The organism is Caulobacter sp. P4_E5, from assembly GCF_056401555.1.
In genome coordinates this window covers 1-24,646 of record NZ_JBFUJD010000030.1, presented here as the reverse complement: position 1 = coordinate 24,646, position 24,646 = coordinate 1, and the positions used below count along the sequence as shown (strand labels likewise).

The following is a 24,646-nucleotide window of genomic DNA, read 5'->3' as shown; positions in this document are numbered from 1 at the left end:
GGTCGGGTGAGGGGTTGAAGACAGCATCCGCCGCGACAGCGTTCAGATCTGGGCGACAAGCCGACAGGACTATCGACCCCTCATCCGGCGCTCCGCGCCACCCCGGCCTTCGCCGGGGCAGGCTCTTCTCCCGCAAGGGGAGAAGGAAACAAGCTCTACCGGTTGCGCGTCGCAATGCCGCCGTCGATAAGGCTTATGTCGCCTCCGAAATATAGCCGAGTTCCTGGCCATGCGCCTTAGCCGTCTGACCGTTCCGCTTCTGCTGGCCGCCGCCTGCGCCATGTCGGGCTGCGCCTACAACGCCGACCTCGGGCGCAACCAGCTGCTGATCGTCGGCGACGACAGCCTGGCCAGCCAGGGCGAGAAGGCCTGGGCCGACACGCTGCGCACCAGCTACGTCTCCAAGGAGCCGCGCAAGAACGCCCGGGTCCAGGCGATCGGCCAGCGGGTGATCACCGCGGCGGGCCTGGGCAGCCGGCCGTGGGACTATGCGGTGTTCCTGGACGAGGCTCCCAACGCCTTCGTGCTGCCGGGCGGCCATGTCGGGGTGACCGTGGGCCTGCTCAGCCTGGTCGAGAACGACGACCAGTTGGCCGCCGTGATCGGCCACGAGGCCGGCCACGTCGTCGCCCACCACGCCGCCGAGCGGGCCTCGCAGGAAACCACCTCGAAGATCCTGCTGGGCATCGCCGGCGCCGCGGCCGGGAAGACCGAGTTCGGCAAGCTGGTGAAGGACCACGGCGACGACGCCGCCAAGTTCGGGGTGCTGCTGCCGTTCTCGCGCAAGCAGGAGCTGGAGGCCGATCGGCTGGGCGTCGACTACATGCAACGCGCCGGCTACCGGCCGCGCGAGGCCGTGGCCCTGTGGCGCAACATGCAGGCCCAGGCTGGCGGCAAGCCTGCCGGCGGCGAAATGGCCTCGACCCACCCGTCCGACGCGGTGCGGATCCAGGAACTCCAACGTTATCTGACCAGCAAGGGCTGGTGAGACTTGTGTGGCTGATCCGCCACACCTACATGGCCCCTCGTGGGTGCGTTGTGCTTGATCAAGGCGGCGCGCCCCGATCCGCCTAGGAAGGGGACATCATGAACATCGACCTCTATTCGGACCGCGCCAAACAGGCCGTCCAGTCGGCCCAGAGCCTGGCCCTCGCGCGAGGCCATCAACAGTTCGCGCCCGAACACATCCTCAAGGTCCTGCTCGAGGAGAAGGACGGCCTTTCCCGCGCCCTGATCCAGAGCGCCGGCGGCCGCGCCGACACCCTGGACGGCGGTGTCGAGACCTTGCTGGCCAAGACCCCGCGCGTCGACGGGGCCGGCGGCCAGCTCTACATGAAGCCCGACACGGCCCGCGTCTTCGCCGAGGCCGAGAAGTCCGCCAAGGCCGCGGGCGACGCCTTCGTCACCACCGAGCGCCTGCTGATCGCCATCGCCAAGGAAGGCGCCGAGGCCGCCAAGCTGTTCAAGGAGGCCGGCGTCACGCCCAAGGGGCTGGAAGACGCCGCCAACGCCATCCGCAAGGGCCGCACCGCCGACAGCGCCAATGCCGAGGAAGGCTATGAAGCGCTGAAGCGCTACGCCCGCGACCTGACCCAGGCGGCCCGCGACGGCAAGCTGGATCCGGTGATCGGCCGCGACGAGGAGATCCGCCGCACGATCCAGGTCCTGTCGCGCCGCACCAAGAACAACCCCGTCCTGATCGGCGAGCCCGGCGTCGGCAAGACCGCCATCGTCGAGGGCCTGGCCCTGCGCATCGTCAACGGCGACGTGCCCGAAAGCCTGAAGGACAAGAAGCTGCTGTCCCTCGACATGGGCAGCCTGATCGCCGGCGCGAAATATCGCGGCGAGTTCGAGGAGCGCCTGAAGGCGGTGCTGGCCGAGACCACGGCGGCCGAAGGCTCGATCATCCTGTTCATCGACGAGATGCACACGCTGGTCGGGGCCGGCAAGGGCGACGGGGCGATGGACGCCTCCAACCTCTTGAAGCCCGCCCTGGCGCGCGGCGAGCTGCACTGCGTCGGCGCCACCACGCTCGATGAATTCCGCAAGCACGTCGAGAAGGACGCGGCCCTGGCCCGTCGCTTCCAGCCGGTGTTCGTCAGCGAGCCGACGGTCGAGGACACCGTCTCGATCCTGCGCGGCCTGAAGGAGAAGTACGAGGTCCACCACGGGGTGCGGATCAGCGACAGCGCCATCGTCGCCGCCGCCACCCTGTCCAACCGCTACATCGCCGACCGCTTCCTGCCCGACAAGGCCATCGACCTGATCGACGAGGCCTCCAGCCGTGTGCGCATGGCGATCGACTCCAAGCCCGAAGAGCTGGACGAGATCGACCGCCGCCTGGTGCAGCTGAAGATCGAGCGCGAGGCCCTCTCGAAGGAAACCGACGCGGCCTCGCGGCAGCGCCTCGAAAAGCTGGAAGACGAGATCGACGAGCTGCAGGCGGAATCGGACGACATGACCGCCCGCTGGAAGGCCGAGAAGGAGAAGGTCGGCGGCGCGGCGCAAGCCCGTGAAGCCCTCGACCGCCTGCGCGCCGACCTGGCCACCGCCCAGCGCGCCGGCGACTTCGCCCGCGCCGGTCAGATCCAGTACGGCGAGATCCCGGCCCTGGAGCGCCGCCTAGCCGAGGCCGAGGCTGGCGAGAACACCGGCAAGGCCCTGACGCCGGAAGTCGTCGACGCCGAGCAGATCGCCGCCGTGGTCAGCCGCTGGACCGGGGTGCCGGTCGAGAAGATGCTGGAAGGCGAGCGCGAGAAGCTGCTGAAGATGGAGGACCAACTGCGCGGTCGCGTGGTCGGCCAGGACGAGGCCCTGACCGCCGTGTCCGACGCCGTCCGCCGGGCCCGCGCCGGCCTGCAGGACCCGTCCAAGCCGATCGGCTCGTTCCTGTTCCTGGGCCCGACGGGCGTGGGCAAGACCGAGCTGACCAAGAGCCTGGCCGAGTTCCTGTTCGCCGACGAGCACGCCATCACCCGGATGGACATGTCCGAATATATGGAAAAGCACTCGGTCAGCCGGCTGATCGGCGCGCCTCCCGGCTATGTCGGCTACGACGAGGGCGGGGCGCTGACCGAGGCCATCCGCCGGCGGCCGTACCAGGTGATCCTGTTCGACGAGATCGAGAAGGCCCACCCGGACGTGTTCAACGTGCTGCTGCAGGTGCTGGACGACGGCCGCCTGACCGATGGCCAGGGCCGCACGGTCGACTTCCGCAACACGCTGATCATCATGACCAGCAACCTCGGCGCCGAGTTCCTGGCCAACCAGGAGGACGGTGAGGACGTCGAAGCCGTCCGGCCGATGGTGATGAACATGGTGCGCGGCCACTTCCGCCCCGAGTTCCTGAACCGGATCGACGAGATCATCCTGTTCAAGCGCCTGTCGCGCCACAACATGGGCGACATCGTCCGCATCCAGCTGCAGCGGGTCGACAAGCTGCTGGCCGACCGCCGCATGGCCCTGGCCCTGGACGCCGAGGCCCTGAACTGGCTGGCCGACAAGGGCTACGACCCGGTCTACGGCGCCCGGCCCCTGAAGCGGGTGATCCAGAAGGAACTGGTCGACCCGATCGCCCGCCGGCTGCTGGCCGGCGAGATCGAGGACGGCGGCGTGATCGCCGTCGGGGTCGAGGACGGCCAGTTGTCGTTCGGCAAGGCGACGCTGCAGTAGGGTGAGGGGGCGCTTCCATCGGGAGCGCCCTTTTCTTGGACATCCAGAATCCCTCTCTCTGAGAGAGAGGGAGGGGCCCGCCGCGTAACGGTGGGAGGGTGAGTGGTTTCACCGCTGGCCAGAAAACCCCAGAGTACCGAGTTGGCTTTCCAAACCCCCGACTTCCCCGGCGAAGGCCGGGGTCCAGATCGAACCCGCCAACGCCTGCGATCCCGCCCAATCGGCGGATCGCGAACACCTCAAAACGCTCAGGATGAATCTGGGCCCCGGCCTTCGCCGGGGAGGTCGGAAAAGAGCGCTTCGACCGGCGAGACCGTAACCACTCACCCTCCCACCGCCTGCGGCGGCGGGCCCCTCCCTCTCTCTCAGAGAGAGGGAATTCGGCGGCGATTGCCCCGTCGACTCCCCCACCTCCGGTTGACGCGTCAGCGGACATCGGCGACGGTCCGGCGCCGGTTCGTGGGAGCCTCCTCAGTGCGTATGGTCTTGGGTTTGGTCGTCGCGGCGACGGTCGCGGTGATGCTGCTGGGCGCGGGCCAGGCCCGGGCGGCAGGCATCGACTGCGGCAAGGCCGCGGCGGGCGTCGAGCGGATGATCTGCGAGGATCCGGATCTGAAGTCGCTGGACTCGCAGCTGGCCGCGGCCTTCGCCGGCGCGATGGACCGGTCGGCCCGTCCCGCCGAGGTGCGGCAGGGGCAACGCGCCTGGCTCAAGGTCCGTGACGCCTGCGCCAGCGACCTGGCCTGCGCGCGAGGGGCCTATCGCAAGCGGATCAAGGCGCTGTCGGCGCTGTCGGACCCGCCCGCCGAGTGCGCCGGATCGTCGACGCCGGAACGCGACCTCTGCGCCGCGGCCTACGCCCAGCGCGCCGACCGCGAGCTCGACCGCTATGTCGCCGCGGCGCGCATGCGGCTGCTGGACGAGGCCAAGGCGACCCCCGGCTCGACCGCCTCCGCCGAGGCGCTGAGCCAGTTCGACAAGTCCCAGGCCGCCTGGGTCGCCTATCGCAAGGCCGAATGCGACGCCGTCTACAGCTGGTGGAGCGAGGGCACGATCCGCGGCGCCCTGTACCTGGACTGCTGGCAGGGGGCCACCAAGTCGCGCACCGGCGCCATCCTGTCGACCTGGCTAGGATTCATGGACAGCACCGAGCCGCTGATGCCGCCGCCGGCGGCGAAATAGCGTCAGGAGCGCCTGCACGGCTTGCACGCTGTGCAGCTCACTTTTGGAAACAATGGTTTTCCGTGATTTCTATTTATGTGACGATCGGTCGCGGCCATTCTCGCTTCATCGGACACCGGGAACGGGCCTGGCGGCCTCCCGAGCACAGGGACAACGGACATGAGCAGCGGCTTCTTCACCACCCCCGACGGCGTGCAGATCTTCTTCAAGGACTGGGGCCCCAAGACCGCCCAGCCGATCGTGTTCCACCATGGCTGGCCGCTGTCGGCCGACGACTGGGACGCCCAGATGATGTTCTTCGCGCTGAAGGGCTTCCGGGTCGTCGCCCATGACCGCCGCGGCCACGGCCGCTCGACCCAGACCGACACCGGCAACGAGATGGACACCTACGCCGCCGACGTCATCGCCCTGGCCAAGCATCTGGACCTGAAGAACGCCGTCCATGTCGGCCACTCGACCGGTGGCGGCGAGGTCGCCCACTATGTCGCCCGCGCCGAGCCCGGCCGTGTCGCCAAGGCCGTGCTGATCGGGGCCGTGCCGCCGACCATGCTGAAGACGGACGCCAATCCGGGCGGCCTGCCGATCGAGGTGTTCGACGGTTTCCGCGCCGCCCTGGTCGCCAACCGCGCCCAGTTCTTCCACGACGTGGCGGCCGGGCCGTTCTACGGCTTCAACCGCGAGGGCGCGACGGTGTCGCCGGCGGTGGTCGACAACTGGTGGCGTCAGGGCATGATGGGCGGGGCCAAGGCCCACTACGACTGCATCGAGGCCTTCTCGGCGACCGACTTCACCGACGACCTGAAGGCCATCGACGTGCCGGTGCTGATCCTGCACGGCGAGGACGACCAGATCGTCCCGATCGCCGACAGCGCCCACCTGGCTATCAAGCTGGTCAAGAACGGGACCCTGAAGACCTATCCGGGCTTCCCGCACGGCATGGCGACGACGCAGGCCGACGTCATCAACGCCGACCTGCTGGCGTTTATCGAGGGGTAGGTCCCGTCAGAACGACCAAAAACGTGTCATCCCGGAAGCCTCGTAGAGGCTGTCCGGGACCCAGGGGCCAAACGCGTTGCGGCGGCCCCTGGGTCCCGGCTCTCCGCTGCGCTGCGGGCCGGGATGACACGCGGGTTTTGAGCTTTGATTTCCTTAGGGCGCCGGGCCCAGGTCGGCCACGTCTCAGCCCGCCCGCACCCGCAGCCCCGTCATCATCACGTCCAGAAGCCGCCGCGCGCCGGCTTCCCAGCCGGGCTGCTCGTAGCCCGACCAGATGCCGCCCGTCATGCGCAGGATGTCCTCGTAGGTAATGTCGGGGCGGATGTCGCCGGCCGCGTGGGCCGCCGCGATCAGGTGTTGCAGGGTCGCCAGCAGCGTGGCGCCCGAGGTCTCGTAGAGACGGGCGCCTTCGCCGGGATCGGCGCGCAGGGCCGGGGCCACGACGCGCTTGGTGGCCACATAGTCGATCAGCAGATCCAGCCAGGCTTCCAGGGCCCGGCCCGCCGGACGCTCGGCCGCCAGCGTGTCGGCCGAGGCGACCAGCTGCGCGATCTCGCGCGCATAGACCGCCGCCAGCAGCGCCTCGCGGGTCGGGAAGTGGCGATAGAGCGTGCCGATGCCCACGCCCGCGCGGCGCGCGACGTCCTCCAGCGGCGCTTCGGCCCCAATTTCAGCGAACGCCGCCTTGGCCGCCGCCAGCAGCAGGTCGCGGTTGCGCAGGCTGTCGGCGCGCGGCTTTCGGGCTCCCTTCCCATTTTTGGGGATTTCAGAATCTTCGGACATTGGCCTTGAAAAACGGAGGTAGCCTCCGAATATGTATCCGGAGCCATCCTCCATTTAGTACCGAGGATGGGATCGGACAACAGCCCTCCACAAGGAAACCAGGGTCATGAGCGAACATTTCGGCGCCAAATCCACTACCGACGACGTCCTGGCCGGCGTCGATCTCTCCGGCAAGCGCGTGCTGGTCACCGGCGTCTCGGCCGGCCTGGGCGTCGAGACCGCCCGCGTGCTGGCCGCCCACGGCGCCCACGTGGTCGGCGCGGCCCGCGACCTGGCCAAGGCGAAAGCCGCGACCGAGGTCGTCCGCGCGGCCGCCGCCAAGGGCGGTTCACTGGAGCTGATCGCCCTCGACCTGGCCGACCTTGCGAGCGTGCGGGCCTGCGCCGACGCGCTGGTCGCGGATGGCCGGAGCTTTGATTTGGTGATCGCCAACGCCGGGGTGATGGCCCCGCCGTTCGGCAAGACCGCCGACGGCTTCGAGACCCAGTTCGGGACCAACCACCTGGGCCACTTCGTGCTGATCAACCGCATCGCCAGCCTGCTGAAGCCCGGCGCGCGGGTGGTGTCGCTGGCCTCGTCCGGCCACCGCTTCTCGGACGTCAACCTCGAGGACCCGAACTTCGAGACCACCGAGTACACGCCGTTCGGGGCCTATGGCCGCTCCAAGACCGCCAACATCCTGTTCGCCGTCGAGTTCGACCGCCGGCACAAGGATCGCGGCGTGCGGGCCGTGGCCGTGCATCCGGGCGGCATCCAGACCGAGCTGGCTCGTCACCTGGATCCGGCCTTCATCCAGGGGTGGATCGAAGACCTGAACGCCCAGGCGGCGGCCCGGGGCGAGCCGCCGATCGAATGGAAGACCATCCCGCAGGGCGCGGCCACCAGCGTCTGGGCCGGCGTCGTGGCCCCGATCGAGACCGTCGGTGGCCTCTATTGCGAGGACTGTCATCTGGCTCCGCCGGTCGAGGACGCCGCCGAGGTGCGCTTCGGCGTGCGGGCCTACGCCCTCGACCCCGCCAACGCCCGGGCCCTGTGGGCGCTGAGCGAGCGGATGGCAGGGGAAAGCTTCTAGAGGGTGAGCTTCCCTCTCCCCTTGCGGGAGAGGGTGGCCCGCGCAGCGGGTCGGGTGAGGGGTTGCACGACCGGATCCGCCGCGATGGGCGGCTGATGCTGGGCGACAAGCCGACAGGCCTATCGACCCCTCATCCGTCGCCTCCGGCGACACCTTCTCCCGCAAGGGGAGAAGGGGGTTATTCCGGCATCCGCTCGAACCGGTGCGCGCCTGGGGCCACGGTGTCCCAGGCGTGGCCGCTCGAAGCGAACAGCGCCACGGTCGGCTGGTAGCGCTGGGGCTCGTCCAGGCTGCCGGCGTGGACGATGAAGATCTCCGGCATGGCCGGGAAGGTCAGGTGGGTCGGCGTCCCGCAGGTCGGGCAGAAGTGGTGGCCCTTGACCGTGCCGAGGTCGCCGGTCACCTGCCAGGTCGCGGCCTGGCCCGAGACGGTCACCGTCGCGTCCTTGAAGGTCAGGTACGAGCCGTGGCCCGTGCCGCTGCGCTGCTGGCAGTGCCGGCACTGGCAGTCGTTCATCATCAGCGGCTCGCCGGCCACGGCGTAGCGCACCGCGCCGCAGGCGCAGCCGCCGGTGAAAGGTTTCTGGCCGCTCATCGCCCGTCCTCGCCCAGCACGGTGTCCAGCTTCTGGACGACCTTGGTCCAGCCGTCGCTCATGTTGCGGTAGGCGCTGTCGTTGCGCGGCAGCACGAAGCCCGAATGGACCAGCCGCACCCGCGTGCCGCCCTCGCTGGGCGACAGGGTCCAGGTGACCACCGTCTCCAGGCGCGAGCCGTAGCCGACATTGGCCTCGTGGCCGCCGGTCCAGGCGTAGGCGAAGCGCTGGGCCTCGACCACTTCCAGCACCTGGCAATGGATGGTCCCGTCCCACTCGCCGGCCGGGGTGGTCTTGAAGGTGAAGCGGTGGCCTTCGACCGCCGCGAAGTCGGTCGGCGGCATCAGCCAGCGGCCGATCAGGGCGCCGTCGGTCAGGGCCTTCCAGACCACGGCGGGCGTGTGCGGGAAGACCTCGTCGACGACGATCTCTTGAGTGGCGGCCTTTTGGGCGTCGGGCTGGAGGGCCAGGCTGGTCATGGGTTGGGGTCCTTGGAAGGGCTTTCGGGGGAAGAGGCGGGTTCGGGGGGATCGATGTCCTTGAGCAGGGCGCGCAGGTCGTCGAAGCGGTCGCGCCAGAAGACGCCGTACAGGCTCATCCAGTCGACCAGCGGGGCCAGGCCCTGGGGCGCGACCCGGTAGTAGACCTTGCGGCCTTCGGGCCGTTCGGCGACCAGGCCGGCCGTCTTCAGCGACTTCAGGTGCTGGGAGACCGCGCCCTGGCTGACGCCGCTGTGGCGGGTCAGCTCGGCCACGGTGATCTCGTCGGCGCGGACGATGCGTTCATAGACCGCCCGCCGGGTGGGGTCGGCCAAGGCGCGCATCACGGCGTCGAAGGGGATGGTCTCGGTCATGCAGACTAATTAGCAATGGCTAATACATTAGTCAATACTAATTAGTAGGGGCAAAGAAAAACCCTCTCCCCTTGTGGGAGAGGGTGGCCCGCGCAGCGGGTCGGGTGAGGGGGCGAAGGTGATGTCCGCCGCGACGGCGGCGGCGCCGGATGAGGGGCTGACAGACCTATCAACCCCTCATCCGGCCCTTCGGGCCACCCCGGCCTTCGCCGGGGCAGGCTCTTCTCCCGCAAGGGGAGAAGGCAAACCGCTACCCGTAGTGGATGTCGTAGCTGCCCGCGCCCGTGCCGACCGTCAGGCCGGTGACGCCGACCAGCTTGATCAGCCCGTCGCCGGTGTTGACGCTGGCGCCCATATTGACGCCGACCGTGGCGTCCTGGGCGTAGACATAGGTGTCGCCGTTCCAGGTGAAGACCGCGACGGTGTTGGTCGCCACGTGGGCCGAGACGGCGACCAGGGCGTCGGTCAGGGTCGTCTTGCCGTCGGCATAGGTCTGGACGTTGGCGGTGATCGCATGCTCCAGGGCGTCCAGCACCAGATGGTCGACGCCCTTCTGGAAGCCGATGATCTCGGGCGGGGCGCTGAGGGTGACATTGTCGCGGATATGCAGATTGGCCAGCGACGTCGCGGCGAAGACGTTGTCTCCCGGCGCCGACATGGCGCTGCCGGTCAGGCTGACCGTGTCGACGCCCGCGCCCAGGTAGAACTTCACCGCGGCCGGGGTGAGCGGCAGGGTCGCGCTGCCGTTGAAGAAGATGCTCAGATTGTTGGCGCCGTCGCCCAGGCGGAAGGTCTGGGCCGTGGTCGAGGTCTTCGCCTCGTAGGACACCGTCAGGTCGCCGGCCTGGGTGGCGTCGACATTGGTGAAGTTGCTCGAAATCTGCGCCGTCAGCTTGCCGGCGCCGGTGATCGTCAGGTTCGCCAGGGGACCCTTGAAGGTCCCGCTCGTCGGGATGGTCGAGTAGCCGTAGATCAGGCCGGCCGTGCTGTCGGTGTCGACGTGCAGGGCCAGGGTCGCGTTGGAGTCCCCGGATCCGACCGCGAAGCCGATCGCGCCGCCGTTGGGGCTATAGGAGCCAAAGTTTTGCGAGACGCTGGTGGTCGGGGCGCCCATGAAGTTCTGCAGGTGCACGTCGACCTTGGTCCCGCCACCCGTCTGAGCCGGAGCGCTGATCAGGACGGCGTTCGGCGTGTCCTTCAGGACCACCACTTCCTTGCCGGCCAGGTTGATGACGACGGGTTGATTGGCGTACTCGGCCGCGTTGACGACGTCGTAGATCACGGCGGCGCCGGTGACGGCCGGCATGTTCGGCGAGTGCATATAGACGGTCTGGAAGCCGCTGACCGTGCCCGTGTAGATGACGTCGCCGCCCGGGGTCCCCGTGTGGTCGACATGCAGCACGTTGTTCGTGCCCGTCGCCGTCAGGCTGGTCCCGGTGGCCATGTTGCCCTTCAGGGTGACGACATTGTTGTCGGCGCCCAGGGCGACGGTCCCGTACTGGGCCGGTATGCCCAGGGTCGGGGTCGACGCGCCCAGGGTTCCCAGCGTGACCGTGTCGCCGCCGTCGGCGGTGGTGATGGTCCCGTAGATCGTCCCGGTGAGGTTGATCGTGTCGTGACCAGCTCCGGCGTCGATGCTCTGGCCGCCGTTGAGGCCGGCCGTCCCGGTGATGGTGTCGTCGTTGGCGGTCGACTTCAGCAGCGGGTCGGTGGCGGTCGGGGAGATCGTCTTGTCGGCGGCCGCCGTCAGGGTCGCGCCCGGCGTGCCGGCCGTGGGGGTCCCATAGGCCGCGACCAGGCCGCTGCGGAAGGCGGCCACGCCGTCGGGGCCGAGGTCCGCCAGGAAGGCGTCATTGGCCTTGGCGTAGGTCCCGATGTCTTCCTTGGCGGCGGCCGACAGCAGCCAGCCGACCATGGCGGCCTTGGTTCCCTGGCCTTCCAGGCCGTCGCCGCCATACGAGGCGAAGTACTGCTGGCGCGTATAGGTCCCGCCCTGGCCGTTCGGCACCTGGCTGTTCAGCAGCTCGTCGACCTTGGCCGCGGTCGGGATGATCCCGAAGATCTCGGTATAGGCCTTGACCACCGCCTGGCTCATGGTCAGCGCGCCATAGTTGGCGGTGAACCAGGTCGCGCCTTCGCCGGCCTTGCCCAGGTTCATGGCGAAGTTGATGTAGCGGTTGTCGACGTTGAATGCCTGATAATAGGCCGAGTTGAGGTTGTTCGGGTTCGGGCCGCCGGCCGACACCAGATAGTCGAAGCCGCTGGCGTAGGGCGTGCCGCCCGTGAAGAAGCTGTAGGCCAGGCTGGCGACCGAGGTCGTGTCGATGGCCAGCTTGGCGATCTGGCCCTGGGCGGCGGCCAGGGTCAGGGTTCCGCCGTCGACCTGGCTGGACAGGCTGGTCAGCAGCGTCGCATGCGCCGCCGGGATGTGGGCGAAGTCCGCCCGCATCAGGTTGTCGTAGTAGGTTTTCAGGGTCAGCAGGGTCGATGCCATTACGCGCGCTCCAATCCCTCGCCTCGCGGCGAACGTTTCCTCGATCGGCGCTATCCATATAGGGTTTGCTAAACACCCTCAAGCTGAGCTGCTAGGCTTCCCCTATCCGAAGGTGGAAAAAGAGCGCGCGAGGCGATCGCGGCTTAGTGCTGGCCCACGGCGTGGCCGAGGCGCGGCGCCAAGGCCTGGGTCTCGACCGCGTTCGGATCCAGCGGGAACGACGCTTCGACCACGAAGCGGCTGCCCAGGCCCGGCTGGCTCTCGACACCCAGCTCGCCGTCCATCATCTCGACGATCTGGTGGGTGATGCTGAGGCCCAGCCCCGCGCCGCCGCCGCGGCTCTGCTGGTCGCCGACCTGCTCGAACGGACGGAAGATGCTGTCGATCTGGTCGGCGGAGATCCCCACGCCGGTGTCCTCGACGATGAAGCGCAGCCGCGCCGTCTCCCCGTCCGAGGCGAGCGCCGCCACCCGCAAGGCGACCCCCCCGTGCTCGGTGAACTTGATCGCGTTGCCGACCAGGTTGATCAGCACCTGCCGGATGCGCTTGCGATCGGCGACGACGCCGGCCGGGACCTCGGGCGCGATGTCGACCACCAGGTCGAGGCCCTTTTCCTCGGCGGGCAGGCGGAACATCTCGCCGACCCCGGTCACGCAGTCGTGCAGGTCAAGCGGGGCGGCCAGCAGCTCGAACTTGCCGGCCTCGATCTTGGCGATGTCCAGGATGTCGCTGATCATGGCCAGCAGGTGCTCGCCGCTGGACTGGATGGCTCCGACCGCCTCGCGTTGCTTGGCCGACAGCTCCGTGCGGTTCAGCCAGTAGGCGCAGCCGATCACCGCGTTCAGCGGCGTGCGCAGTTCGTGGCTCATATTGCCCAGGAAGCGCGACTTGGCGCGGCTGGCGGCTTCGGCCGAAGCGTGGGCGCCGGCCAGCAGGCGGGCCTCGTCGGCCTGGCGCTGCTGGCGCGCCTCATAGGTCTGTCGCATCTGGAAGACGCGCAGCACCAGAAAACCCCCCACCACGACCAGCCAGACGCCCAGGATGACCAGGTAGAACTGCTCGGTCGAAAGATGCGTGCCTTTGAATTCGATGTCGTCGACGGTGACGGCGTGGGCGCTGGGCGTCTCGGCGTTGCTGGTGGTGAGGGCGACGATGTGGACCTCGTCCAGCACCGGCGCGGCCTCTTCCGGCGACAGCTTGTGGTTGGCCACCCACCATTGCTCGGGCGCCAGCGCGCTGAGCGGCAGCTGGACCGCGTTGGCGCCCTGCACGACCGGGAAGTCGGTCGCCAGCGGCACCAGCTCGCCCTTCAGCTTGGCGCGCAGGGCGGCCGGCGGCGCGCTTCTGACCAGCAGCCGCAGCCGGTCGCCGTCGCCGTGATAGGTGAAGCGCAGGGTGACGGTCTGCAGGGTCGAGAAGTTCAGCCCCTTGCCGTCGATCGCCCCCGGCGCGCTGGCGGCGTCCAGCTGCAGGCCGTAGCCGCAATAGGGATAGGCGACGCCCGCATGGACCTGGCACGACCAGGACAGCGGCCTTTTCGGATCGGCCGTGACGACCGAGCGGCCGCCGTCGTCGGCGTCCGAGAAGGTGTAGCCGGCGAACCGCCCGGAGTCCGGCGACAGGTTCAGCGTCTGGCTGGTGAGGGCGCTCTTGCCCAGCACGGCGGCGAAGGTGACGGCCAGCAGCAGGAAGACCGCCGCCTCGAGCTTGAGATTGGCGTAGGCCAGCCAGGGCTTTCGACCATCCTGGACGTCAGCGCGCGCGACGGCGACCTCCGTCGTGGATGGACGATGATCCGGACCGTTCGACACCCTGTTCCCCCGACCTCCCTCGATGCGGGTCGAGGGCGCTGCGCAAAAACCTGCGTTACTCGGCTTTAGAGCGTCAGCGTTGCTTCATCATTGAGGAAAGGGGCGGTGCGACATTTTGTTACGAGGGTGAGGGAGGGGGCTGGCGGAGAGCTCCGCACTCAATTGACCAATGCCCTTTCCCCTCGTCATCCCGGCCGCAGCGAAGCGGAGAGCCGGGACCCAGGGGCGGCCGCACTGCGCTTGGCCCCTGGGTCCCGGATCGGCCCTGCGGGCCGTCCGGGATGACGAGGGTTTAGAGGTTTGATTTGGAAGCGAACCCTACCGCCGTCCCATCTTCGCCAGCGCCGCCCGCATCGCCGCGGCCTGGGCGGCCGGGGGCTTGGCTTCGGCGGTCTCGGCGGGCGCATCGATGGCGGCGTCCATGCGCTCGAAGGCCTCGCGCAGCGCGGTGGGCGCCAGGCGGGGCTTTTCGTTGCGGCGTGGAGGAGGAACCAGGGCGGCGATCCGGCGGGCCTCGGCCGCCAGTTGGCCGGCCAGCCGGGCCTTGTCGCGGACCCTGGCGATGACGGCCGGATCGTCGCTCTTCTCGGCCAAGGCCCAGGCGGCGTCGATCGCGTCCATCAGCTTGCGCTGCAGGGCTTCGCACCAGGTGGAGACGGGGGTGTGGGTGTCGCTCATGAGGATAGAGCATGAGGCCGCCGGAAAGGGCGGGGATAAGAAACGTGTGTTTTTGTGTAAGTGGCTGTCGGGGAACAGAAACGTTGGTTTTTTAGCGGGGATAAGCACGGGAGTTCGTGACGCCCCCTCCGTCACGATGCGTATCCGCATCGCGCCACCTCCCCCGCTGCGCAGGGGAGGAGGAGACCCTCCTCACCCGTGAAACGGGGGAGGTGGATCGCCGCGGATACGCGGCGAGACGGAGGGGGCGTCCTCGCATCGCCCCTGTGGATAACTTTTTCCGCCTAACCCCCGAACCCCGCCGCCACGACCGCGTGGGCCAGCTCGGCATGCACCGCGTTGCGGGCGTCGTCGTCGGCGCTGCCGCGGTCGTGGAAGGCGGCGATCAGGATCGGCTTGCGGCGAGGCGGCCAGGCGATGGCGATGTCGTTGGTGGTGTCCTTGCCGTTGTTGCCGGTCTTGTCGCCGACCCGCCAGTCGCGCGGCAGGCCCGCCCGCAGGCGCTTGTTCCCGGTGCGGTTGGCCACCAGCCACGCGGTCAGCTGCTTGCGCGAGGCTGGAGAGAGGGCGTCGCCCAGTAGCAGGGTCTTCCAGGTCCCCAGGATGGCCGAGGGCGTGGTGGTGTCGCGCGGGTCGTCGGGGCCGCCGGTGTTCAGCTCGGGCTCGCGGCGGTCGCAGCGGGTGGTCTGGTCGCCGATGGCGCGCAGGAAGCGGGTGAGGTCGGCGGGGCCGCCCCCCGATCCTCCTAGCGCGTCGAGCAGCAGGTTGGCGGCGGCGTTGTCGCTCCAGGTGATGGTCGCCTCGCACAGGGCGCCTACCGTCATGCCTTCGCCGAGATGYTTCTCGACCACGGGCGAATTGCCCATCAGCACGTCGCGGCCGTAGGCGATCCGGCGGTCCAGCTGCTCGCGGCCCTGGTCGACCCGGCGCAGGATGGCGGCCGTCAGCGGCATCTTGAAGGTGCTGCACATCCGGAAGCGGTCGTCGCCGCGCCAGGCGAAGCGGCGGCCCGTATGGGTGTCCAGAACCGCCACCCCCAGGCGGCCGCCGCTACGCTGCTCCAAGTCGTTAATACGTGAGTTAAGGGCTGACGGGGCCGTTTCGGCCGCCAGCGAGGCGGCGGGCAGCACGACGGGCGCGGCCGCCAGGGCCGTGAGGAACGTTCTACGATGCAGCATGTGGGGGTCTCCTTGCCCGCCCGAACCTGCCTGGGGCTGGTCATCGCCGCAAACGACGATACCTTGGCTGAGCCCCTAGTTTAATTTGGGTCTTCCGGATGAGCCGCGCCCAACTGCCCTTGAATGCCCTGCGCGCCTTCGAGGCGTCGGCCCGGCATCTGTCCTTCACCCGCGCCGCCATCGAGCTGTGCGTGACCCAGGCCGCCGTCAGCCACCAGGTGAAGGGGCTGGAGGCCCGCCTGGGTGCGACCCTGTTCCGCCGGCTGCCCCGGGGCCTGGCCCTGACCGACGAGGGGCTGGCCCTGCTGCCCAGCGTGCGCGACTCGTTCGACCGGCTGGGCGAGACCTTGGCGCGGTTCGAGGGCGGCCGGGTGCTGGAGGTGCTCAGCGTCGGCGTGGTGGGCACCTTCGCGGTCGGCTGGCTGCTGCCGCGCCTGCCGGCGTTTCGCGAGGCGCATCCGTTCATCGACCTGCGCCTGTTCACCAACAACAACCGCACCGACCTGGCCGGCGAGGGCCTGGACTGCGCGGTGCGCTTCGGCGACGGGGCCTGGCACGGGACCGAGGCCGCGCCGCTGTTCGAGGCCCCTATGAGCCCGCTGTGCTCGCCGGCCATCGCCGAGCGCCTGACCGAGCCGTCGGCCTTGTTGGCGCAGACCCTGCTGCGCAGCTACCGCGCCGCCGACTGGCCGGACTGGTTCGCCGCCGCCGGCCTGTCGCCGCCGCCGATCCGCGGGCCGGTGTTCGACAGCTCGTGGGTGATGGTCGAGGCGGCCCTGCAAGGAATAGGGGTGGCCCTCGCGCCGCCAATGATGTTTGCTCGCGATCTGCAGCAGGGGCGCCTGGTTCGGCCCTTCCCGACTCAGGTCAGCGCGGGTCGCTACTGGCTGACCTGGCTGAAGTCCAAGGCCCCGAGTCCCGCCTTGCGAGCCTTCCAGGCGTGGCTTTCGAACACCTCTAGTGAATAAAAAATCCAGGGAACCAAAGTCCGTGGACGGCGCTCGCGCGCGGTATAGAAAGTGCTCGAAATAGGCTGCGATATCAACGGTCTAGCTTGGCTTCGAAAGGCCGGAATCGCGCCCATCTTTAGCCTAGTTTGGCTTGCCGATTTGCAACGGCGAGCGTTGCAGGACGTCTCGCGACCCCTTCTACGGACGAGACCCAGACAATGATAGCAAGCACGAAGACCATGATGGTCGCCGCCGCCCTGGTGATGGGCGGCCTGTCGGTCAGCGGCTGCGCGACCAAGAAGTTCGTCAATCAGCAGGTCGGCCAGGTCGAGACGCGGGTCAGCGCTCACGACACCCAGATCGGCGAACTGGACCAGACCGCCAAGGAGGCGCTCGATCGCGCCACCAAGGCCGGCAAGCTGGCGGAGGGCAAGTTCCAGTTCGCCCTCGTGCTCAGCGACGACTCGGTGAAGTTCCCGGTCAATGCGGCGAACCTCTCGCCGGAAGCCGAGCAACGCCTGGCCGAGTTCACCGACAAGCTGAAGGCCGACAACAAGAACGTGTACCTGGAAATCCAGGGTCACACCGACAACTCCGGCGCCCCGAACTACAACGAGAAACTGGGTGAAGAGCGCGCCGAGACGGTGCGTAAGTTCCTCAGCCAGCATGGCGTGGCCCTGAACCGCATGGCCACGATCTCGTACGGGGAAGAGGCCCCTGTCGCCCCGAACGAAACGCGCGAAGGCCGGGCCCAGAACCGCCGCGTCGTCGTGATGGTGCTGTCGTAAGTTTCTAGCGTTCCAGGTCGGCTTCCCGGTAGGCATCAACCCGGGAAGACCGATCAGGGCGGACTCGCCGGCGCGGGAGTGAGCGCCGCGCCGGCGAGGTTTCGCTCAGTGCAGTATGTTCATTGCGCACCAAACCCGTGTCATCCCGGAAGCCTCGCAGAGGCTGTCCGGGACCCAGGGGCAACCGCACTGCGCCGGCCCCTGGGTCCCGGACAGCGCTTCGCGCTTCCGGGATGACACGCTTTGAGGTGATGGGCTCTAGCTCCTACGCCGCCTTGAACCGGTCCGCCGGATAGCGGCGCGACAGGTTCGGGGCCAGCTTGCCGCGGGCGCCCTGGAAGGCGTCCCAGTCGGCCGGATCGGGCAGGGACGGGATGGTGACCAGCTCGCCCTGGTCGAAGCCCGCCAGCGCCGCGTCGACCAGGTCGTCGACGTCCATGACCATGTTCGGGTCGAGCTCGCTCACGTCGCGGCCGGCCCGCTCCCAGATCTCGGTGCGCGTGGCGCCGGGCAGCACGGCTTGCAGGCGCACGCCGGCGGGGAATTCCAGGCGCAGGGCCTGGGTCAGATAGAGCACGAAGGCCTTGGTCGCGCCGTACACCGGCGACTGGAATTCCGGCATCAGCCCGACCACCGAGCCGAGGTTGATGATCGTCCCACGCTCACGCGGCACGAAGGCCGAGGACGCCGCCTGGGCCAGGCGGGTGACGGCCGTGACGTTCAGCTGGATCAGCCGGTCGATCGCGTCGCGGTCGGTGACGGCAAAACCCTTGAAGCCCGCCGCGCCGGCGTTGTTGACCAGCAGCTCGATGGCCGGGTCGCTGGCCAGCCGGTCTTCCAGCTTTACGAGATCGGCCTTGTCGGTCAGGTCGGCCTTGATCACCTCGACCTTGACGCCCGTCTCGGCGCGCAGGCGCTCGGCCAGGGCGTTCAGGCGGCTCTCGTCGCGGGCCGCCAGGATCAGGTCGTAGCCGCGCTTGGCCAGCCGGTCGGCATAGACCGCGCCGATGCCGGTCGAGGCGCCGGTGATCAGGGCCACGCCTTTGCTGTTGTTGTCGCTCATCGTCGTCTAAGTCCTTTGCCGAGGCCCCAGCGGTCCGGCGTGCACCCTAGCTATGAGGTAACTTGCATTTCGCAAGTGAGTGACCAGATTATTCGTCATGAGCAAATCTGAACGCGCCCCCACCCAATGTCCGGTCGGCCGCACGCTGGAGCGGGTCGGCGACGGCTGGACCTTCCTGATCCTGCGCGACGCGTCCCAGGGGCTGACCCGCTTCGACCAGTTCGAGAAGAGCCTGGGCGTGGCCCCGAACATCCTGACCAAGCGGCTGGCGGCCCTGGTCGAGAACGGCCTGCTGGAAAAGCGCCGCTACCAGGAGCGGCCGCCGCGCTTCGAATACGTGCTGACCGAGCGGGGCCGCGACTTCGACGGGGTGCTGACGGCGATGATGGCCTTCGGCAACCGCCACTTCGCCCCCGAGGGCGCGGCGGGCCAGCTGGTCGATCGCCAGACGGGCCGGGTCGCCGAGCCGATCCTGGTCGACCGGGTCAGCGGCAAGCCGATCACCGAGGAGCACTTCGCCTACRCCCCCGGTCCGGCCGCCGGCCCCGAGGTGCTGGCGCGGGTGGCGTTCATGGCCGAGCGGGCGGGGAAGTAGGCCCTCTTTCTCCGGGGAGGTCGGAAGTTTGGGGGAAGCCAGGAAAGTGTGTTGTCTGAAGGTGCGGGCAACGGCAACGTTCGGCCTCCATCGCCCCGGAGCCCGCATGCGCCTGCCCATCATCCTCGCCGCAAGCCTGGCCGCCGCCAGCATCGCCCATGCCGAGACCCCGGCTCCCTCCACCGACCAGCCGCTGCTGCGGACGATCGCCGCCGACGTCGATCCTAAGGCGCTGGAGAGCACGATCYGCTCGCTGGTCGGCTTCGGCACCCGCCACACCCTGTCGGATGCGAAGTCGGACAAGCGCGGCATCGGCGCGGCCCGCCGCTGGGCCAAGGCCCGCTTCGAGGCGATCGGCAAGGACTGCGGCGGCTGCCTGACGGTCGAGACGCCCGCCCAGACCGTCACCGGCCGCCGCGTGCCCAACCCGACGGAGGTGATGGACGTGCTGGCCATCCAGAAGGGGACCACCGACCCCGACCGGGTGATCATCATCGCCGGCCACATCGACAGTCGCGTCACCGACGTCATGGACTTCACCAGCGACGCGCCCGGCGCCAATGACGACGGCTCGGGCGTGGCGGCGGTGATCGAGGCGGCGCGGGTGCTGTCCAAGCACAAATTCCCGGCTACCCTGGTGTTCGCGGTGCTGTCGGGCGAGGAGCAGGGCCTGCTGGGCGGCAAGGTGCTGGCCGACTACGCGCGCGCCCAGGGCTGGAAGGTCGAGGCCGACCTCAACAACGACATCGTCGGCAACAGCCGGGGTGTCAGCGGCCTAGTCGACAACACCCACGTGCGGATCTTCTCGGAAGGCACCAAGGCGGTCGAGACCCCCGAACAGGCCAACGGCCGCCGCTACAATGGCGGCGAGGTCGACAGCCCGTCGCGCAACCTGGCCCGCTTCATGGACGTGCTGGCCGACCGCTACCTGACCAATTTCGACGTCAAGATGGTCTACCGCACCGACCGTTTCGGGCGCGGCGGCGACCAGGTGCCGCTGCTGGAAGCGGGCTATCCGGCCGTGCGGGTCACCGAGGCTGTCGAGAACTACGACCACCAGCACCAGACCCTGCGCACCGAGAACGGCAAGTTCTACGGCGACACCGTCGAGGGGGTGGACTTCACCTACCTGGCCCAGGTCACGCGGCTGAACACCATCGCCATGGCCACCCTGGCCTCGGCCCCCAAGCCGCCGTCGGACGTCAAGATCGGCGGGGCGGTCGGCGCCGACACCAAGGTCTCATGGGCCCCGACCCCCGCCGCGGCCGGCCACCGGGTGTGGTGGCGGACCACGACCGAGCCGACCTGGACGGCCAGCCGCTGGGTTCCGGAAGGAACCACGGTCACCCTGAAGGACGTGGTCATCGACGACTACTTCTTCGGCGTCTCGTCGATCACCGCCGACGGCTGGGAAAGCCCGGTGGTGTTCCCGGGCGCGGCGGGGGCGTTTGAGAGCGTGGTTCCAGCTCCCGCGGTCACCAAATAACCCGACCTCCCCGGCGAAGGCCGGGGCCCAGATTCAGCCTGAGCGGTTGGGGTGGTCGCGCCCGTCTGTCTCGCCTAGAGGGTCAGGCGCCCTGGGTTCGACCTGGGCCCCGGCTTTCGCCGGGGAGGGCGGATTACAGAAGGCCTAAGCTATCAAATCCGGATCGTTCCGCCGCAGCCAGGCGGCCGCGTAGGAGCACAGCGGGGTGATGCGCATGCCCTCCGCCCGCGCCGTCTCGGCGACGCGGGTCATCAGGCGTCCGGCCGAGCCCTTGCCGCGCAGGGCGGGGTCGGCCTCGACGTGCGGGATGACCAGCCGATGCCCGGCCCGCTGATAGTCGGCCCAGGCGAGGAAGCCGTCTTCCTCCAGCTCGTAGCGGCTGAGTTCGGGGTTGTGGCGGAAGGTGTCGGTCATGACGAAGGAACGCGTTTCGCTATGATCTGATCCTCCCCCGCGATGCGGGGGAGGTGGCCCGGAGGGCCGGAGGGGGCTAGCTGGACCTACGCCGCATTAGCCCCCTCAGTCGCTCCGCGACAGCTCCCCCGCAGCGCGGGGGAGCAGACTCGAAGTCTCAGACCAGCTCGATCGCCATCGCGGTGGCCTCGCCCCCGCCGATGCACAAGCTGGCCAGCCCCTTCGTCCCGCCGCGCGCCTGCAGCGCCGAGATCAGGGTGCACAGGATTCGCGCGCCCGAGGCGCCGATCGGGTGGCCGAGGGCGCAGGCGCCGCCGTTGACGTTCAGCTTGTCGGGGTCGAAGCCAAGCTCCTGCTGGGCGATCATCGCGACCACGGCGAAGGCTTCGTTGACCTCGAACAGGTCGACGTCGGCGACCTCCCAGCCGGCCTTCTTCAGCGCTTTGCGCATGGCCGGGACCGGGGCGGTGGTGAACAGGCCCGGCTCATGGGCGTGGGCGGCGTGGCCGACCACCTTGGCGACGATCGGCAGGCCGAGAGCCTTGGCGACGCTCTGCCGGGTCATGACCAGGGCGGCCGCGCCGTCGCTGATCGAGCTTGAATTGGCCGCCGTGATGCCGCCGTCGCGGGCGAAGGCCGGGCGCAGGGTCGGGATCTTGGCCGGGTCGGCCTTCAGCGGCTGCTCGTCGGTGTCGACGACCTCGGTCCCCTTGCGGGTGGTCACCGTCACCGGAGTGATCTCGGCCTTGAAGGCCCCGCTCTCGATGGCCGCCTTGGCCTTCATCAACCCCTTGGTCGCGTAGTCGTCCATGGCCTCGCGGGTGAACTGGTAGGTCGCCGCCGTCTCTTCGGCGAAGGCGCCCATCAGCTTGCCCGGGGTGTAGGCGTCCTCAAGGCCGTCCAGATACATCGAGTCCCACATCTGGTCGTGGCCGATCCGGGCCCCGCCGCGGTGCTTGGACATCAGGTAGGGCGCGCCGGTCATGCTCTCCATGCCGCCGGCCACCACCAGGTCGACCGAGCCGGCCGCCAGGGCGTCGTGGGCCAGGATCGCTGCCTGCATGCCGCTGCCGCACATCTTATTGACGGTGGTCGCTTCGACCGAAAGAGGAAGGCCCGCGCCGATCGCGGCCTGGCGCGCGGGGGCCTGGCCGAGGCCGGCGGGCAGCACGCAGCCCATGATGATCTGCTCGACCTTGTCGCCGGCGACCCCGGCCCGCTCGATCGCGGCCTTGACCGCCGCCGCGCCCAGTTCGGTGGCCTTCACCCCGCCCAGCGCGCCCTGAAAACCGCCCATCGGCGTGCGGGCGAAGGAGACGATGACGACGGGATCAGCGACGGACATGGATTAGGCTCCCTGAGCGGATTTTGAGGCGAGATAGGCCTTCATGGTCTCATCGTGCGCAAGAGGATTGCGAAGATGTGATGAGAAAGGGGCGAGGCGTCGTTGGGCGAACCCGTGACGCCTCGCCAGTCGTGCAATAACCGAGAGAGTCAATTGCGATTAAAAACCTATGCCGGTTCATCTTCAAACGCAACGGTCTCTTGCTTTCCCTCGCGGAACGCCGCACCCTGCCAAAATGGGCCGCACTGCTGACTATACCAACGAACGTTGCTCGGTCGCCGCCACCCTCGAGGTCGTGGGTGATCCGTGGACCTTGCTGATCCTGCGTGACGCCTTCGCCGGCGTGAAGCGCTTCGAGCAGTGGCAGGAGCGGCTGGGCGTCGCCCGCAACGTCCTGGCCGCGCGGCTCAAGACCCTGGTCGCGCACGGCGTCATGGAAACGCGGCGCTATTCGGAACGCCCGCCGCGCCACGAATACTGGCTGACCCAGAAGGGCCTGGCCCTGTCGCCGGTGCTGCTGACCATGGCCGAATGGGGCGACCAGCACGTCTATGGCCGCGACAAGTCGCCGGTGATGTTCCGCCACAAGGGTTGTGGCTGCGCCTTCCATCCCGTCCTGGCCTGCGAGGAGTGCGGCGAGGTGGTTCAGCGCCGCGACCTCGAACGCGCGCCGCAGGAAGACCAAACGCAGACCGTCGGCGAGGCGCTGGAAGCGTCCAAGATCGCGGCCGAGTGAGCTACCGCTTCCACGTCCACCGCACGCGGCCGGCCTACAGGCTGGTGATCGCCGAGGGCGCGCCGTTCCCGGCGGCGGCTCGCGAAGAGGATTGGCGTTTCACCATCTCCCGCGAGCGCGACGACACCGCCGCCGACGTTGCCCGTCTGGTCGACGAGACCGGCTATTGCCTGTTCAAGATCGGCCTGAGCTTTGAAGAGCTGGCGCGGGACGGGTAGCGCGGCGGCCATAGCTCCAGGCACCGTCCTCAATTGAACAATGTCCTTTCCCCGTGTCATCCCGGCCGAAGCGCAGCGGAGAGCCGGGACCCAGGGCAACCGCGCTGCGCCGGCCCCCGGGTCCCGGACAGCCTCTGCGAGGCTTCCGGGATGACACGGGTTTAGAGCTTTTCCCCAAGTCCCGCGGGCCCTAGTCGGCGACACCCGCCCGCAGCGGATCCTCGCCCGTGAGGTCCTTGATGTGCTGGCGCTGGCGCCGCACGTCGGCCGCCTTCGTCTCGGCCGCCGGCTGAGGCGTTTTCGGCCTGGGCTTGGGTTTTTCCGGCTTCATCATGGGCGGGTCTCCGCGCGCGAAAGGCTTCCGACAGAAACCCCGCGCCGCCCGCTTTGATCCGTGGAGGACTAGGCCTGCGCCAGGTCCATCTGGCGCGTCGTGCCGGCGATGAAGCCGCCGCCCAGCACCCGCTCGGGGTCGGCCGGATCGTAGAGCACGCAGGCCTGGCCGGGCGCGACGCCTTCCTCGGCCCCGTCGAACACGACCGCGACCTGACCGTCCTTCACGGCCAGGCGGCCGGCGACGGGTTCGCGGGTCGAGCGGACCCGGGCCAGCACGGGCTGGCCGTCCTCGGCGGCGGCCTCCAGGCTGTCCTGGCCGCCCAGCCAGCTGCCTTCCTTGAGGGTCAGCGACGCGGTCAGCAGGGCCTCGCGCGGGCCGACGATGACCTGGCGCTTGTCGGCGTCGATCCGGACCACGAACAGCGGGTCGCCGACGGCGATGTTGAGGCCCCGGCGTTGGCCGATGGTGTAGCGGGTGACGCCCTCGTGGCGGCCCAGCACGCGGCCGTCCAGGTGCACGACGTCGCCCGGCTCCGCGCCCTGCGGGCGGATGCGGTCGATCACCGTGGTGTACTTGCCCTCGGGCACGAAGCAGATGTCCTGGCTGTCGGGCTTGTCGGCGATGGCCAGGCCCAGGCCGGCAGCGACGGCGCGCACGGTCGGCTTGTCCATCCCGCCCAGCGGGAAGCGCAGGAAGTCCAGCTGGTCGCGCGTGGTGGCGAACAGGAAATAGCTCTGGTCCTTGGCCGGGTCGGCGGCGCGGCGCAGTTGAGGCCGATTGCCGCCCAGTCCTTCTCTTGAAGAGGGGGCGAAGGCCCGCTGCACGTAGTGGCCGGTGGCCATGGCCTCGGCGCCCAGGTCGCGGGCCACGTCCAACAGGTCGCGGAACTTGACGGTCTGGTTGCAGCGCACGCACGGGATCGGCGTCTCGCCGCGCAGATAGGCGTCGGCGAAGTCCTCGATGACCTGCTCGCGGAAGCGGCTCTCGTAGTCCAGCACGTAGTGCGGGATGCCGATCCGCTCGGCGGCCATGCGGGCGTCCAGGATGTCCTGGCCGGCGCAGCAGGCGCCCTTGCGCGAGACCGCCGCGCCGTGGTCGTAGAGCTGCAGGGTCACGCCCACCACGTCGTAGCCGGCGCGGGCCAGCAAGGCGGCGGTGACGGTGGAATCCACGCCCCCCGACATGGCCGCGACGATCCGCGTCCCCTCCGGCAGGCCGACGGCCGCGCGCACCTGTTCGACGGCCCGGACGATGAGCGCGTCAGGGTCGTGCGTGGCGGCGGGGGTCAGCAGGTCGGCGTCCATCGCCGCGCATATAGCGGGTCGGGCGCGGTTTTGCGAGGTCGGGGAAGGGGATCCTCCCCCGCGATGCGGGGGAGGTGGCCCGAAGGGCCGGAGGGG

General features: G+C 69.1%; 24 protein-coding genes and 4 pseudogenes. 14 read left to right on the top strand and 14 right to left on the bottom strand.

Features of this window, described 5'->3' with window-relative positions:
- Positions 1-229 precede the first annotated feature (229 nt).
- The 4 genes from AC1DSO_RS11535 (at position 230) to AC1DSO_RS11520 (ending at position 5,850) form a co-directional block, all read left to right on the top strand.
- Complete coding sequence (locus AC1DSO_RS11535; protein WP_477068952.1) at positions 230-988, top strand: M48 family metallopeptidase; 759 nt, start codon at positions 230-232, stop codon at positions 986-988.
- Positions 989-1,086: 98 nt separating this feature from the next.
- A complete protein-coding gene (clpB, locus tag AC1DSO_RS11530; protein WP_477068951.1) occupies positions 1,087-3,672 on the top strand; it encodes an ATP-dependent chaperone ClpB in 2,586 nt (861 codons plus the stop codon).
- Positions 3,673-4,152: 480 nt separating this feature from the next.
- A complete protein-coding gene (locus tag AC1DSO_RS11525; protein WP_477068982.1) occupies positions 4,153-4,854 on the top strand; it encodes a lysozyme inhibitor LprI family protein in 702 nt (233 codons plus the stop codon).
- A gap of 159 nt (positions 4,855-5,013) precedes the next feature.
- Positions 5,014-5,850 carry an alpha/beta fold hydrolase gene (locus tag AC1DSO_RS11520; RefSeq protein WP_477068950.1) on the top strand — a complete coding sequence of 279 codons (837 nt, stop codon included), beginning with the start codon at positions 5,014-5,016 and terminating at the stop codon, positions 5,848-5,850.
- 6 nt (positions 5,851-5,856) lie between these two features.
- Here the strand turns inward: AC1DSO_RS11520 and AC1DSO_RS11515 are convergent.
- Together AC1DSO_RS11515 and AC1DSO_RS11510 are read right to left on the bottom strand one after the other, a co-directional pair.
- Positions 5,857-5,988, bottom strand: a pseudogene (locus tag AC1DSO_RS11515) (hypothetical protein); the annotation flags it as partial.
- Positions 5,989-6,033: 45 nt separating this feature from the next.
- Entirely contained in the window at positions 6,034-6,633 is a 600-nt protein-coding gene (locus tag AC1DSO_RS11510; RefSeq protein ID WP_477068949.1) for a TetR/AcrR family transcriptional regulator, read from the bottom strand.
- Between the two features lie 106 nt (positions 6,634-6,739).
- Here AC1DSO_RS11510 and AC1DSO_RS11505 point away from each other — a divergent pair, with 106 nt between their 5' ends.
- Positions 6,740-7,705 carry an SDR family NAD(P)-dependent oxidoreductase gene (locus AC1DSO_RS11505; protein WP_477068948.1) on the top strand — a complete coding sequence of 322 codons (966 nt, stop codon included), beginning with the start codon at positions 6,740-6,742 and terminating at the stop codon, positions 7,703-7,705.
- Between the two features lie 178 nt (positions 7,706-7,883).
- On the opposite strand, the gene AC1DSO_RS11500 is transcribed toward AC1DSO_RS11505, so the two are convergent.
- The 5 genes from AC1DSO_RS11500 to AC1DSO_RS11480 form a co-directional block, all read right to left on the bottom strand.
- On the bottom strand, positions 7,884-8,300 hold the full coding sequence (locus tag AC1DSO_RS11500; RefSeq protein ID WP_477068947.1) for a GFA family protein: 417 nt from the start codon (positions 8,298-8,300) through the stop codon (positions 7,884-7,886).
- A complete protein-coding gene (locus tag AC1DSO_RS11495; protein ID WP_477068946.1) occupies positions 8,297-8,779 on the bottom strand; it encodes an SRPBCC family protein in 483 nt (160 codons plus the stop codon). Before AC1DSO_RS11495 ends, AC1DSO_RS11500 begins: the two co-directional genes overlap by 4 nt.
- Positions 8,776-9,153 (bottom strand): ArsR/SmtB family transcription factor, encoded by a 378-nt coding sequence (locus AC1DSO_RS11490; protein ID WP_477068945.1) that lies wholly within the window; start codon positions 9,151-9,153, stop codon positions 8,776-8,778. The genes AC1DSO_RS11495 and AC1DSO_RS11490 overlap by 4 nt, the downstream gene beginning before the upstream one ends.
- Positions 9,154-9,403: 250 nt before the next feature.
- Positions 9,404-11,647 (bottom strand): hypothetical protein, encoded by a 2,244-nt coding sequence (locus tag AC1DSO_RS11485; RefSeq protein ID WP_477068944.1) that lies wholly within the window; start codon positions 11,645-11,647, stop codon positions 9,404-9,406.
- A gap of 143 nt (positions 11,648-11,790) precedes the next feature.
- Positions 11,791-13,458 carry a sensor histidine kinase gene (locus AC1DSO_RS11480; RefSeq protein ID WP_477068943.1) on the bottom strand — a complete coding sequence of 556 codons (1,668 nt, stop codon included), beginning with the start codon at positions 13,456-13,458 and terminating at the stop codon, positions 11,791-11,793.
- 186 nt (positions 13,459-13,644) lie between these two features.
- On the opposite strand from AC1DSO_RS11480, the pseudogene AC1DSO_RS11475 reads away from it, so the two are divergent.
- Positions 13,645-13,762 (top strand): annotated as a pseudogene (locus AC1DSO_RS11475) (hypothetical protein); the annotation flags it as partial.
- A gap of 14 nt (positions 13,763-13,776) precedes the next feature.
- On the opposite strand, the gene AC1DSO_RS11470 reads toward AC1DSO_RS11475, so the two are convergent.
- Positions 13,777-14,136 carry a hypothetical protein gene (locus AC1DSO_RS11470; RefSeq protein ID WP_477068942.1) on the bottom strand — a complete coding sequence of 120 codons (360 nt, stop codon included), beginning with the start codon at positions 14,134-14,136 and terminating at the stop codon, positions 13,777-13,779.
- Between the two features lie 284 nt (positions 14,137-14,420).
- On the bottom strand, positions 14,421-15,314 hold the full coding sequence (bla, locus tag AC1DSO_RS11465) for a class A beta-lactamase (RefSeq protein WP_477068941.1): 894 nt from the start codon (positions 15,312-15,314) through the stop codon (positions 14,421-14,423).
- Positions 15,315-15,412: 98 nt separating this feature from the next.
- On the opposite strand from bla, the gene AC1DSO_RS11460 reads away from it, so the two are divergent.
- The 3 genes and pseudogenes from AC1DSO_RS11460 to AC1DSO_RS11450 form a co-directional block, all read left to right on the top strand.
- Entirely contained in the window at positions 15,413-16,282 is an 870-nt protein-coding gene (locus AC1DSO_RS11460) for a LysR family transcriptional regulator (RefSeq protein ID WP_477068940.1), read from the top strand.
- A gap of 200 nt (positions 16,283-16,482) precedes the next feature.
- Complete coding sequence (locus AC1DSO_RS11455; protein ID WP_477068939.1) at positions 16,483-17,052, top strand: OmpA family protein; 570 nt, start codon at positions 16,483-16,485, stop codon at positions 17,050-17,052.
- Positions 17,053-17,160: 108 nt separating this feature from the next.
- Positions 17,161-17,265, top strand: a pseudogene (locus AC1DSO_RS11450) (hypothetical protein); the annotation flags it as partial.
- Between the two features lie 52 nt (positions 17,266-17,317).
- Here AC1DSO_RS11450 and AC1DSO_RS11445 read toward each other — a convergent pair.
- The gene (locus AC1DSO_RS11445; RefSeq protein ID WP_477068938.1) at positions 17,318-18,115 is read right to left on the bottom strand and encodes an SDR family NAD(P)-dependent oxidoreductase; all 798 of its coding nucleotides are present in this window, start codon (positions 18,113-18,115) and stop codon (positions 17,318-17,320) included.
- Positions 18,116-18,212: 97 nt separating this feature from the next.
- On the opposite strand from AC1DSO_RS11445, the gene AC1DSO_RS11440 reads away from it, so the two are divergent.
- Both AC1DSO_RS11440 and AC1DSO_RS11435 read left to right on the top strand, forming a co-directional pair.
- Positions 18,213-18,710, top strand: coding sequence for a winged helix-turn-helix transcriptional regulator (locus AC1DSO_RS11440; protein ID WP_477068937.1), 498 nt, complete (start codon positions 18,213-18,215; stop codon positions 18,708-18,710).
- A gap of 106 nt (positions 18,711-18,816) precedes the next feature.
- Positions 18,817-20,196 (top strand): M20/M25/M40 family metallo-hydrolase, encoded by a 1,380-nt coding sequence (locus AC1DSO_RS11435; protein ID WP_477068936.1) that lies wholly within the window; start codon positions 18,817-18,819, stop codon positions 20,194-20,196.
- A gap of 144 nt (positions 20,197-20,340) precedes the next feature.
- Here AC1DSO_RS11435 and AC1DSO_RS11430 read toward each other — a convergent pair whose 3' ends face one another.
- Both AC1DSO_RS11430 and AC1DSO_RS11425 read right to left on the bottom strand, forming a co-directional pair.
- A complete protein-coding gene (locus tag AC1DSO_RS11430; protein WP_477068935.1) occupies positions 20,341-20,610 on the bottom strand; it encodes a GNAT family N-acetyltransferase in 270 nt (89 codons plus the stop codon).
- Positions 20,611-20,767: 157 nt separating this feature from the next.
- Positions 20,768-21,955, bottom strand: a complete 1,188-nt coding sequence (locus AC1DSO_RS11425; RefSeq protein ID WP_477068934.1) for an acetyl-CoA C-acyltransferase — start codon at positions 21,953-21,955, stop codon at positions 20,768-20,770.
- A gap of 235 nt (positions 21,956-22,190) precedes the next feature.
- Between AC1DSO_RS11425 and AC1DSO_RS11420 the strand changes: the two genes are divergently transcribed.
- From AC1DSO_RS11420 to AC1DSO_RS11410, 3 genes and pseudogenes are all read left to right on the top strand, one after another.
- Positions 22,191-22,691: a winged helix-turn-helix transcriptional regulator gene (locus AC1DSO_RS11420; RefSeq protein WP_477068933.1), complete on the top strand. Its 501-nt coding sequence runs from the start codon at positions 22,191-22,193 to the stop codon at positions 22,689-22,691.
- Positions 22,688-22,909 carry a hypothetical protein gene (locus AC1DSO_RS11415; RefSeq protein ID WP_477068932.1) on the top strand — a complete coding sequence of 74 codons (222 nt, stop codon included), beginning with the start codon at positions 22,688-22,690 and terminating at the stop codon, positions 22,907-22,909. The genes AC1DSO_RS11420 and AC1DSO_RS11415 overlap by 4 nt, the downstream gene beginning before the upstream one ends.
- A gap of 33 nt (positions 22,910-22,942) precedes the next feature.
- Positions 22,943-23,103 (top strand): annotated as a pseudogene (locus AC1DSO_RS11410) (hypothetical protein).
- On the opposite strand, the gene AC1DSO_RS11405 reads toward AC1DSO_RS11410, so the two are convergent.
- Together AC1DSO_RS11405 and mnmA are read right to left on the bottom strand one after the other, a co-directional pair.
- A complete protein-coding gene (locus tag AC1DSO_RS11405) occupies positions 23,100-23,243 on the bottom strand; it encodes a hypothetical protein (protein ID WP_477068931.1) in 144 nt (47 codons plus the stop codon). The pseudogene AC1DSO_RS11410 and the gene AC1DSO_RS11405 sit on opposite strands and share 4 nt — an antisense overlap.
- Positions 23,244-23,311: 68 nt before the next feature.
- Positions 23,312-24,550 (bottom strand): tRNA 2-thiouridine(34) synthase MnmA, encoded by a 1,239-nt coding sequence (mnmA, locus tag AC1DSO_RS11400; protein ID WP_477068930.1) that lies wholly within the window; start codon positions 24,548-24,550, stop codon positions 23,312-23,314.
- Positions 24,551-24,646 lie beyond the last annotated feature (96 nt).